Source organism: Salinivirga sp. (assembly GCF_055145285.1).
In genome coordinates this window covers 1-12428 of sequence record NZ_JBSRDC010000072.1, presented here as the reverse complement: position 1 = coordinate 12428, position 12428 = coordinate 1, and the positions used below count along the sequence as shown (strand labels likewise).

At 39.0% G+C, this 12428-nt stretch carries 9 protein-coding genes; 8 read left to right on the top strand and 1 reads right to left on the bottom strand.

What is annotated here, in order from left to right:
- The first annotated feature begins 86 nt into the window (after positions 1 to 86).
- From ACTB0Y_RS15185 to folD, 3 genes are all read left to right on the top strand, one after another.
- Entirely contained in the window at positions 87 to 2594 is a 2508-nt protein-coding gene (locus ACTB0Y_RS15185; protein WP_463207683.1) for a tetratricopeptide repeat protein, read from the top strand.
- An 87-nt stretch (positions 2595 to 2681) separates the two neighbouring features.
- On the top strand, positions 2682 to 4007 hold the full coding sequence (ffh, locus tag ACTB0Y_RS15180; protein ID WP_463207682.1) for a signal recognition particle protein: 1326 nt from the start codon (positions 2682 to 2684) through the stop codon (positions 4005 to 4007).
- A gap of 32 nt (positions 4008 to 4039) precedes the next feature.
- The gene (folD, locus tag ACTB0Y_RS15175) at positions 4040 to 4918 is read left to right on the top strand and encodes a bifunctional methylenetetrahydrofolate dehydrogenase/methenyltetrahydrofolate cyclohydrolase FolD (RefSeq protein WP_463207681.1); all 879 of its coding nucleotides are present in this window, start codon (positions 4040 to 4042) and stop codon (positions 4916 to 4918) included.
- A 202-nt stretch (positions 4919 to 5120) separates the two neighbouring features.
- On the opposite strand, the gene ACTB0Y_RS15170 is transcribed toward folD, so the two are convergent.
- Entirely contained in the window at positions 5121 to 6311 is a 1191-nt protein-coding gene (locus ACTB0Y_RS15170; protein WP_463207680.1) for an ATP-binding protein, read from the bottom strand.
- A gap of 1123 nt (positions 6312 to 7434) precedes the next feature.
- Between ACTB0Y_RS15170 and ACTB0Y_RS15165 the strand changes: the two genes are divergently transcribed.
- The 5 genes from ACTB0Y_RS15165 (at position 7435) to ACTB0Y_RS15145 (ending at position 12214) form a co-directional block, all read left to right on the top strand.
- Entirely contained in the window at positions 7435 to 8580 is a 1146-nt protein-coding gene (locus ACTB0Y_RS15165; protein ID WP_463207679.1) for an ATP-binding protein, read from the top strand.
- 281 nt (positions 8581 to 8861) lie between these two features.
- Positions 8862 to 9080 carry a hypothetical protein gene (locus tag ACTB0Y_RS15160; protein WP_463207678.1) on the top strand — a complete coding sequence of 73 codons (219 nt, stop codon included), beginning with the start codon at positions 8862 to 8864 and terminating at the stop codon, positions 9078 to 9080.
- Between the two features lie 8 nt (positions 9081 to 9088).
- Positions 9089 to 9370: a type II toxin-antitoxin system RelE/ParE family toxin gene (locus ACTB0Y_RS15155; RefSeq protein WP_463207677.1), complete on the top strand. Its 282-nt coding sequence runs from the start codon at positions 9089 to 9091 to the stop codon at positions 9368 to 9370.
- 384 nt (positions 9371 to 9754) lie between these two features.
- The gene (locus ACTB0Y_RS15150; RefSeq protein WP_463207676.1) at positions 9755 to 11314 is read left to right on the top strand and encodes a hypothetical protein; all 1560 of its coding nucleotides are present in this window, start codon (positions 9755 to 9757) and stop codon (positions 11312 to 11314) included.
- A gap of 63 nt (positions 11315 to 11377) precedes the next feature.
- A complete protein-coding gene (locus ACTB0Y_RS15145; protein WP_463207675.1) occupies positions 11378 to 12214 on the top strand; it encodes a restriction endonuclease in 837 nt (278 codons plus the stop codon).
- The last annotated feature ends 214 nt before the right edge of the window (positions 12215 to 12428 follow it).

Here is a 12428-nt window from a genome sequence, read left to right as displayed (position 1 = left end):
TGTTATGCTTTAAGATTAAAAAGATTCATGCTTTTTTTGTCACATTTTTGTACCTTTAGGTTGGAAATCATCTTTAGCCTATTGCAATGGAAGTATTAAAGTCATTACTGGTATTGTTTTTTGTGCTTGTTTCTAATTTATCATACGCCCAATCAGATAAGTTTGATTCCTTGCAGAATAAAATAGAAAATTACCAGTACACCGATACCACTAAAGTAAATTTAATACAGGATTTGGCCGAAATGTATCTTGAAAAAGATTTGTCAAAAGCAAGTGACTGGACACAAAAGTCACTTGAGTTAGCCAGAGAACTCTCCTACGAAAATGGACTGATAAACGGATATTTACTAAAAGGCATGGTCGTTTATGAACAATTAAACCACGATGATGCCTCACGGTATTTTAACAAAGCCATACGAATAGCTAAATCCCAAAGTAATAAGGCGACTTTATATAACGCTTACCGGCAAACAGGTTTGTTTTATCGAAATTATGATCTGCTGGACAGTACTTTAAAATATTATAAAAAAGCCTTAGACCTTACTGGCCATATAAGTGAGCAGGACCACTTTTGGGTATTACAACAAATTGCTGTTGTAAATTATAATCTCGGGCATTTCGATACCACCATCAAGTATGTACAAAAGGGTATAACATTAAGCAGGCAGGCAAATGAAACCCAAAATCGCACCGGTTACATTAATTTAATGGCCGCTGCCCTGAAAAGAAAGGGTATGGTCGATTCTGCTTTGTATTATTTCAGGAAAATGGTAGAATTAACCGCTGATGAGGAAAACTTTGACAAATTATCGGCTTATAATAATATTGCAAACATATATGGAGACCGGGGAAATTACCCCAGAGCTTTGGATTATTACCTGCTTACACTTAAAACAGCAGAAAAGTTAGAGCATAAGAGAGCCATGTCTGTGACTTATAATAACATAGCTATTGTTTATTACACGCTCAAGGATTACCCCCAAACAATTAACTATCTGCGGAAGAGCCTTTCTATTAGCAGAAAATTAAACGATAAACCCAACATCGTGAATACGATGAATAATATCGGGGAACTGTATCTCAAACAAGATAGTCTTGAAAAAGCACTCAAATATTATGATAGTGCCTCAATAATTATCAACAAGATAAGTGCTCCATATTATATGACCCACAATTATTTGGGTAAGGCTGCTATTTATGATAAAAAAAATAGAAATGACAGCGCTTTTTTTTATTACAAGAAAGCACTTGATTGGACCAGGGAGTTGGATGCGCAAGAAGAAAAGGCAGATGCTCATATTGGGTTGGCAAATTATTATTTGAAAAGAAAGCAGTATGAAAAAGCCTCAAACAATGCTGAAAAAGCATTTCAAATAGCAAGGGAGCTTGGTAAGGTCGAAACAATCAGGGAATCTGCAGGTATCTTGCATAGAGCAAATGCCAGACTTGTTAAGATTCAGGAAGCCTACAAATACCTAAAGGTATACACGGAAATGAACGATAGTTTGCTAAATGCAGATAATACCAAAGAAATTACCCAGTTGGAGATGCAGTATCAGCATGAAAAGGAATTGCAAAAAATTGAGGTCCAGGAGGCAATACGTGAAGCTCAACGGCAGAAGGAAATTGCCCGGCAGAAAGGCTTAAGAAATGCCTTCATCATTGCATTTGTCCTGGTAATGCTTATTGTGGTGTTAGTGATTAGAAATAGCAGGCTAAAACAGAAAGCCAACCGGCAGCTAGCATATCAAAAAGCAGAGATTGAGGAGAAAAATGAAGAGTTGCAACAGTTAATGGGAGAGATTTCCCGCCAAAAAGACCAAATTGAGTCCAGTCATAACCAAATTACAGATAGTATTCGTTATGCAGAAAAAATTCAAAATGCACTTTTCCCCATTCATGCCGATTTAAAACAGTATTTCGCCGATTTCTTTATTTATTATCAACCGTTGGAAATTGTTAGCGGCGATTTCTATTGGATAGAAAAAGTACGAGATCATATATTGCTTGCTGTTGCCGATTGCACAGGCCATGGTGTCCCCGGTGCTATGATGAGTATGCTTGGAATATCTTACCTCAACGACATTGCCAGGCAACCTGGGATAAACATGCCGAATCAGGTGCTTGAGAAAATGCGTGAACGAGTGAAAAGATCAATGCATCAAACCGGCGATGTGCGTGAAGCCAGAGATGGAATGGATCTGGCTTTTATTGACATTGATGTGGAGCATAATTTACTGACCTATGCCGGCGCAAATAACCCGGTGATTATAATTAGGGAAGGCGAAATTATTGAATTTATGCCCGATAAGCAACCCATTTCTGTGTATCAAAAAGAAGCACCTTTTAACAACCAGAGCTTCAACCTCAAAAAAGGCGATACCATTTATCTGTTTACCGATGGTTTCAGAGACCAGTTTCAAGGAGCTGAGGGGAAGAAATATGGAAAGAAAAATTTCACCGCATTTTTAAAAGCCATACACTCAAAACCTTTACCCTATCAGAAAACTGCACTGGAAAAAGAGATGAGTGAGTGGATGGGCGAAAAAGCCAACCAGATCGACGATATCCTGGTAGCCGGATTCAAATGGTAATGATAAAAGTTCAAAATCAAATTTAATATTTTCTAAGTTTGGCTTTTTTATTGTATTTTTGCCTCTCAAAATACAAACTGAATTGCTATGTTCGACAATCTTTCGGAAAGGCTGGAAAGTTCCTTTAAATTACTAAAAGGACAGGGTAGAATAACAGAGGTAAATATTGCCGAAACTTTAAAGGATGTACGAAGGGCATTGCTCGATGCCGACGTGAACTTTAAAATTGCCAAAGATTTTACCAAAGATGTAAAAGAAAAAGCTTTGGGTGCCAACGTGCTTAATGCCGTGAAGCCCGGGCAATTGATGGTGAAGATTGTACGCGATGAGCTTGCAGAACTCATGGGCGGTACAGCTGAAGAGGTTAACCTGAAGGGCGAGCCAGCCGTTATTTTAATGGCCGGTTTGCAAGGTTCTGGTAAAACAACATTTTCAGGTAAGTTGGCCGGTTTTCTCAAAAATAAGAAGGCTAAAAACCCGCTGCTTGTTGCAGGCGATGTTTACCGTCCTGCCGCCATTGAGCAGCTTAAAGTGGTGGGAGAGCAAGTCGGAGCTCCCGTATACACCGAAGACGACAATAAAAACCCTGTAAAAATTGCCAAAGCTGCCATCAAAGAAGCAAAGTCGAAAGGACATGATGTTGTCATAGTCGATACAGCAGGTCGATTGGCCGTGGATGAGGAGATGATGAAAGAAATATCATCCATTAAAGACGCCATTAATCCCCATGAGATCCTTTTCGTGGTTGACTCCATGACAGGACAGGATGCCGTAAATACCGCCAAAGAATTTAACGACCGTTTGGACTTTAATGGCGTGGTACTAACCAAACTCGATGGTGATACACGTGGTGGTGCTGCCCTTTCCATTCGCAGAGTTGTTAATAAACCCATCAAATTTGTAGGTACGGGCGAAAAACTCGATGCACTGGATGTATTCCACCCCGATCGTATGGCCGACCGTATTTTGGGTATGGGTGATGTGGTCTCGTTGGTAGAACGTGCACAGGAACAGTTCGATGAAGAGCAGGCACGTAAACTGAATAAAAAACTGGCAAAAAATCAGTTCGACTTCGACGATTTCCTCGGGCAGATCCAACAGATCAAGAAAATGGGTAACATCAAAGACCTGGCTTCTATGATTCCGGGTGTTGGTAAAGCCTTGAAAAAAATGGATATTGATGATGATGCCTTTAAAGGTATTGAAGCCATTATACGCGCTATGACCCCTTCGGAGCGACAGCAGCCCAATATTATTAACGGATCGCGCAGAAAGCGTATTGCCGATGGAAGTGGTACAAATGTGCAGGAAGTAAACCGACTAATAAAACAGTTTGCAGAAACCCGTAAGATGATGAAAGCCATGTCGTCGGGTAAAATGAAGGATATGATGCGCAATATGCCGCAACAATAAAAATAGAACTGATCTTTAAAAACGAACCTTGTATGCAACTGATCGACGGAAAAAAGATATCGCAGCAACTTAAAGATGAAATAGCCGAAGCCACCAGTCAACGGAAACAAAAAGGACTGAAAGCTCCCCATCTAACTGTAATTCTTGTGGGAGAAGATGGGGGAAGTCAGACTTATGTGCGCATGAAAGTAAAAGCTTGTGAGCAGGTAGGTTTTAAGTCCTCTAAAATAGATTATCCCGATACAGTTTCTGAAGAAGAGTTGCTTGGTAAAATTAAAGAAATCAATGCCAATGACGATATTGATGGTTTGCTTGTTCAGTTGCCCTTGCCCAAACACATTTCCGAAGAGAAAGTAATTGAAACCATTGATCCCTCAAAAGATGTGGATGGTTTTCATCCCATTTCCATGGGTAAGCTCGTAGCCGGAATGCCTACCTTTTTGCCCGCCACACCTGCCGGAATCATGGAGTTACTCGAACGTTACCAGATTGATACTGAAGGCAAGCACTGCGTTGTCTTAGGTCGCAGCCACATTGTGGGTACACCCATGACATTGCTGATGTCGCGCAAAGCCAAACCAGGCAATGCAACGGTAACCATGTGCCACAGTCGCACCAAAAACCTGGAAGAAATAACCCGCCAGGCAGATATTATAATTGCAGCACTGGGAGCGCCCGAATTTCTGAAAGCCGATATGGTAAAAGAAGGCGTTGTAGTTATTGATGTAGGTACAACGCGTGTAAAATCAGACAAAACCAAAAGTGGCTGGAAACTGAAAGGCGACGTGGCTTTTGATGAGGTGGCAGAAAAAGCCAGCTACATTACACCTGTCCCCGGCGGCGTAGGGCCAATGACCATCGCCTCCCTGCTTAAAAATACCCTGAAAGCAGTTGAGATGAAAGAACAGTAAAAAATTGATTTTTAAAATATTTAAGGCCAGGCAGTAAGTGTCTGGCTTTTCTGTTGTGTCTATTCTGGGCAAATATCTCGTATGTGGTGTTAATCAAGCCTATATGTCGCTGCTGCTGTAATCTGTATCTTTGCATTTAGCCAGGAGAGATACCCTGAAAGAATGTTCTGAAATTCATTTAGGAAAATGCCAGTGTGAATCGCTAATACAAAAAACCAAACATCCACAAAGGTATTTTATTGCGGAAGCCGTATTCAATGTCATCTGCAGCTATGTAGGCATTCTCCACATCCTTAATTTGTGCATTGGTTTTATTTTTCCCGCCTACCTCGAAAAGATATTTTCCATCAATCAGGAAATCTCCTTTTTTAGGATAGATTACCTGGTGGCGGGCAGAGAGTTGATTAAGGAAAAAGGTTTCACGTAAATTTCCTTTATCAGCCTTTAAATTGGCAAGTGCATAAGCAATGTTTGTGTTGTGCAAAAATATTTTTTCGGGTTTGTTGAGATAGTTTATCCCGATTGGGTCTGTGGATAATAGCTTAATAATTTGCGCTCTGTCAAGATATGCAAGGTATTTCAGGAGCGTTGGCCTGGTCAGGTTTGTTTGCCTGGCTAACTTTTCGATATTCGGTTTGTAAGGTACGATATGTGCAATAATTGATAGTAATTTCTTAATTTTTAGCGTTGAATGATAATCGATATGGTGAATTGCAGGCAAATCAACTTCCAAAACAGTGTTAATGGTATTCATTAATTGCCTGATATAATTGCTCCCCGTATCCACCACAAACGGATAATAACCTTCTTCGAGGTACTGGTTAAAAAGCGGAATAGGTTTAAGGTGATTCAATATGTGGGTGGAAAATGACTCATGCTTCTCCAATAAGTATTCAAGGGAAATGGCATCAATATTAATTTTGTGTACCAATAAGAGATATTCCCGGAAAGACAATCCCGGAAGGTTAAAAACCAATGCTCTTCGGCTTAAATCATGTGACCCTTTGAAAATTTCCAGTATGGATGAACTTGAGAATACAATTTTTAAATTCGGGTGAAAATCATAGATGTTTTTCAACTCTTGCGACCAATTGGGGTATTTGTGAACTTCATCTAAAAACAGATATTGGCCGCCCTGTTTCTCAAATTCTTCTACAAAATACACTAATCTGTTTTCTGTAAAATACACATCGTCCATGGTTACATAAAGGCTAAGTGCTTTCTTTGCCACATCTTTTAGCCGTTGTAACATCATAATGGTTTTGCCACTACCACGTGCTCCTGAAATACCTGTTAGCCGGCTATTCCAGTCAATCTCATCATATAAATAACGATGGAAGCGGGCAGGAACCCTGCGCATGGCTTCATTTGAAATACGAAACAACCTTTCCATTTTGTCTTTTCTTAAAGATAATTGTAAACAAATATATGAAATGTTTTAAAATTATCATTAACTGATTTATGAATAATTATGATAAAATCAATAATGAATTATTGATAAATATAAGATAAATCAATAATTGATTATTGAATAGGTGCAAAAGTGGAATTCTCACTATTCGTTTTTAGTATTTCCCCGAGCGAAACCCTCACTTGATTCAGACTCGGTGTGACTTGGAGACACGCCGAGTCTTCCCGTCTGTGATGATTAATCAGCAGGTTTTTTTGGTGCGGAATTAGCGGCGATATGCCGCATAGTCGTTGTTTTTTTTGTGCAACCTGTCATCCGCTAAGCGCCACAAAGGCGCTATGCGGGGAGCATCGCTGAGTTCTCTGACGAGCGAAACCCTCACTTCCCGTTTTTTAGTAGTGTTGGTTGTTTTTTACGCTGTGCCCGCAACAAATGAAGCTGTAAAATTCTTTTAGTGAGGGCTTCGCTTTGTACTTCCTTGAGCGGAACCTCACCTGACTCAGACTCGGTGTGTTTTGGAGACACGCCGAGTCTTTCCGTCTGCGATGATTAAACAGTTTTTTGGGTGCGGAATTAGCGGCTACATGCCGCATAGCCGTTAGTTTTTTTGCACAATCTATCATCCGCTAAGCGCCACAAAAGCGCTATGCGGGGAGCATCGCTGAGTTCTCTGACGAGCGAAACCCTCACTATCCTTCCTCGAGCGAAACCCTCACTTCTCGTTGTCAGTATTGCAGGTGTTTTTCTACGCAGTGCCCGCAATAGAAGAACCTGTGCGAATTGGTTAGTGAGGGCTTCGCTGTGTCCTTCCTTGAGCGAAACCCTCACTTGACTCAGACTCGGTGTGTCTTGGAGACACGCCGAGTCTTCCCGTCTACGATGATGAAACAGCAGGTTTTTTTCGGGGCCAAATCGGCATAGCGGCTACATGCCACATAGCCGTTGTTTTTTTGCACAATCTATCATCCGCTAAGCGCTACAAAGGCGCTAAGCGGGGAGTATCGCTGAATTCTCTGACGAGTGAAACCCTTATGCCCCGTTTTTTATTTAGTAGTATTTTGTATATATTTACAAATTAAAAGTTAAATTTTGAAATTGTAAAGAAATGATACAACGTTCGATTGCAAATAAATTACAGCATTTTGCCACTAAATATCCCATTGTAACAGTTACCGGGCCACGTCAATCCGGAAAGACTACACTTATAAAGGCATCTTTCCCTGATTATGAATATGTAAATTTTGAAGATCCGGATGTACTGCAAATGGCAAAAGAAGACCCACGTCTTTTTCTAAACCGATACCAGGGAAAAGCCATATTTGACGAAGTACAGCGCATTCCCGAACTGTTTTCTTACCTTCAGAACCATGTAGATAGCCAAAATAAAGAGGGAATGTATATTCTTTCGGGCTCACAGAATTTTTTACTGATGGAAAAACTAAGTCAATCACTGGCTGGCAGGACCGCAATTCTAAAATTACTCCCCTTTTCCAAATCTGAAATTGCAGCACCTTCCCTTAAGTTCAATTTGCCCGATGAACTTATCTTTACAGGCGGGTATCCCCGTCTTTTTGATAAAAACATAGCTCCAACGGAATTTTATCCCTTTTATATACAAACCTACATCGAACGTGATGTGCGCCAACTCCAAAACATCACTAATATTGATAGTTTTATTCGTTTTGTGAAACTATGTGCCGGACGCATTGGACAGTTGCTGAACTTATCGTCTATCGCCAATGAATGCGGTATTACACAACCAACAGCGAAAGCCTGGCTAAGCGTTCTGCAGGCGAGCTATATTGTTTTTCTGCTGCAGCCTTACCATAAAAGTTTCAATAAACGTTTAGTTAAAACCCCAAAACTCTATTTTTACGATACGGGTTTAGCTTGCTCTTTATTGGGGATGAAAAATCACGAGCAACTTATAACCCATTATTTACGAGGAGGGCTGTTCGAGAACTGGGTGATTGCTGAATTAATAAAAACCTATTTCAATAAAGCAGAAACACCATCTATTTACTTCTGGCGCGACAATATCGGCAATGAAATTGATTTGTTAGTTGAAAATGGGCCCCATGTCGAAACATACGAAATTAAATCTGGCGCCACATATAATGTTAAGTTTTTCAGAGGATTGAAATACTGGAACAAACTCACCGAAGCAGAAAATAAAGGTGCTGTTGTGTATGGTGGCGACAAAACAATGGAAACACCTCACGGAAAACTAATCGGATGGAAAGATTTTTAGATTATTCCTTCCCCGAGCGAAACCCTCACTTGTCATTTTCAATAATGCAGGTATTTTTTCTTAATAAGGGATTGCAACCCCTTGTTTAATGAGCGAAACTCTCACTTCTTGTTTTTTAGCAGTGCTGGTGGTTTTTTTACGCAAAGCTCGCAACAGAAGAACCGATAAAATTCTTTTAGTGAGGGCTTCGCTTATCGGTTTACCTAAATGAAAATCCCGGCTTAATCGATTTTCTCAAAACAATATTATCTACTTTTCGTATATTTGTAAAAAATGCTTTTATGCGAACAATACAGCTCAAAATAAATGATAAAGTTTACGATAAATTTATTTGGTTACTAAGCAAGTTCAGCAAAGATGAGGTTGAGATAGTTAGTGATAACGTTGATTATACGGCTAACAGAGAATATTTACAGAAAGAATTAGATGAAATTAATGAAGGAAAAGCCACATTTCTTTCTCAAAGTGAATTTGAACGCAGGTTGGACCAAATAATATAGCCGAATAAATGAGATTTGTTTACAAGGAAACTTTTGTCCAACGTCTGGCAAAACAGTTACAATTTATAGCCATTGACAATCCTACAGCAGCAAAAAGGTTCAAAAAAAATCTAACAGAAAAAATAAAAAAGATACCTGATAATCCTAAAATTTACAGAAAATCGATATACTTTGAGGACGAATCAATCCGAGATTTAATATACAAAGGCTATACTGTAGTTTTTAGAATAAGCAAAAACCAGATAGAAATTTTTGGTTTCGTAAAATTCCAGCAAAGCCCAACTGATTAACAATTCCTGAGTTACTGCCAAACAAAGCCCAAATATTACAAATTTGAGAGCAATCCCTCAAGTTTTTACTATAAAAGAAGTTCCTCGAGCGAAACCCTCACTTCTCTTTGTCAGTATTGCAGGTATTTTTCTACGCTATGCTCCTAACAAAATAACCGCTAAAATTCTTTTAGTGAGGGCTTCGTTTCCGTCTTCGATTAGCGTTCCAGAGGTTGAGTTAGTTCTGGACACGCAGGGTCTTAGGGTTTAAAATTTATTCTTTATCTCGATTTTACAAATTCAAAAATTTACTTTTAGATGTTTTTGTTTGGGTTTATTGTTGTTAAAATGAAAATTTGTATAATTGTAATGCTAATGATCAAATTTTTTTAATCTCAATTCTTTATGTCAGTTAAACAGCTTATTTGTATATCAATTTTACTATTTGTTTTTTCAAATTCTGGACTTGCACAGGCAGGAACTCAACGATCGACAACAATCAAAAATACAGCGCCAAAAGAGCTGGTCAGAGACTATGTCGAAACAAAAAATATTCAATTTAGGTATCCGGTCAGATTTTTTGATTTGATTAACGATACCTTGATGCTCATTCATTACGATCGGAAAATCACAGAGTTTACCCCTGTTCAAAAAGGAGCGCTCGAAGCCATAAACCCTTTTCAAAACAAGACCTATTGGCGTATTAAGGGCAGGTATGTTGATGCTACAATTTATAATGGAAAGGCATTTATAAATGAGAAATGGTTGGCCTATCATGTAAATACTTATACAGGAAAAAAGGCATGGTATACCGATATGAATCTTTTTTACTGGAACGACTCACTTGGTGTTGCCTATGGAGCACCATTCAATAGAAATCGTGCTAAAAAAACAGATGGGTTTCGCGGAGTGAATATAGAAAATGGAAAGACTTTATGGGAAAGACCCATCGATATGTTTTCTACTTTAGATGAAAGAATTCATTTGAACGATACCTCACATTTATATAGTGCAAAAGGACTTTTTAATATTAATCCGATCAACGGGAAAGGATGGGAATACCCTATCAGAACCTACAAGGAGATTGAGGTTAATCAAAAAGGTGGCGCTGTAGCTGCCGCTGCTGCAAGTATGATTATTGGTGGCTTATTGGGTTACCTGGTAATTCCGTCATATTCTATTCCAAGCATGTACATCACGAATGTAAAGTCAAATATTTTGAATGTTGATAATGCCTTATATTTTGCGGGTGCAACTAAAATCGGGGCCATTTCTTATAAAGGAAAAGTACTTTGGGAAACTAAATTGCCTGTGCGAAAAATGTCTGCTTCGGTTTTATTGAATTATATGGATAAAATTTTGCTTGTAAATAAAGGCATTGCACTTTATCACCGTAAGCCAAGGCTCGAAGGAAAACCATTTATAGCAGTTTTAGATAAGGAATCAGGTGAAATTCAGGCTTTTAAAGATCTTAATGTGAGCTTCGTGTCAGATGCCCTGTTGACCGAAAAACTTATTCTTGCAGCTACAAAATATATTTTATTTGTTGATCCGGATGATTTAACCCTTATTGCAAGAGAACTCAACCTGCCGGGTAAAACATATGTTCAGAGGCTGATGTCAAAGGGTTATATGCCCAATACTGATACCAGTGCAATGAATGAGACTACAACATCAATTATGGATGTCTATCTTGGTGGAAGCGATGACAGGTATTATCACTACGAAGTTAAAGAAGATACCTTGCACACAATTAATAATAAACTGTTTATTCCGCTTGATACAATTAAAAACCGCGTGTTTTATTACAATCGAAATGTTGATTATGTAACTACTGACCTTAATGGGCAAATTATCAATACTTTCAGCGTTAAAGGAATCCCGCTTTTTGACCAGAAATATTTATTTGTGGTCGAGGATAACATCCTTAAATACGTGCCCGAAAAGAAGCTTTTTGCCCAATGAGATTAGACGTATTGTAAGCTAAAACTGACCAACTCGATAGCTTTTTTAATTATCTTTACCTGCATGTCAGAAAAACAAATATTGGTAACCAAAGCTTCAGGTGAGCAGGAGCCCTTTTCCGTAGAAAAACTAAAACGGTCATTGCGCAATGCCGGCGCCAATGAAAGTGCTATCAACAAGATTGTGGAGGAGATGTATAAATGGCTCTATCCCGGGGTAACCACGAGAAAAATATATGGCCACGCCTTTTCATTGCTCAAACAACAACCCGATGTATCAGGGCTGCGGTACCGTTTGAAACAAGCTATTCTGGAATTGGGGCCCTCGGGCTATCCGTTTGAAACACTTATCGGTCAATTGTTTGCAAAGCAAGGCTATGCCACAGAAGTTGGGATAGTGGTAGAAGGGAATTGTGTAACGCACGAAATGGATGTAATTGCCACGTATGATAAAAAACAACACCTGGTAGAATGTAAATACAGCAAGCATCAGGGGAAACAGGTTAGTGTGCAGGTGCCATTGTATGTGCATTCACGGGTGAATGATATTGTGAAAAAGCGAAAAGGAATTTCCGCCACCAGAAATTACGAATTTAAGGGATGGGTTGTCACCAATACCCGCTTTTCTGAAGACTCTATTCAATACGGGAAATGCAGTGGATTGGATTTGCTGGCATGGGACTATCCGCATGGAAAAGGTCTGAAAAACCTGATTGAAGATTATAAAATTTACCCCATCACCATATTGCGCAATTTGACCAAAGCACATAAAAAAATATTGCTCGAGCAGGGTATTGTAACCTGCAACCAATTATATCAAAAGATGAATACACTTGATAAGCTTAATTTAACTGCACCCCGTTTAAAAAGGGTGAGAAATGAGTTGAAATCAGTTGTTTAAAAGTTGTATTAGATCACCAAAGACGCCAGCACTTTCTGAATATTTTTTGAACACGAAGCCTCAATGTGCTTGATTTATTGTTGCTTGCTTTCCTGTTTTGTGCAATGCATGACCCAGTTTAGGGTTTTTAGATTTGTGAGTTGAATTTTAAAGTATTCATTTATTCACTAAACTTTTTTTCTTGAAAAAAAAAGTTGCAAAAAATTCAAGATCA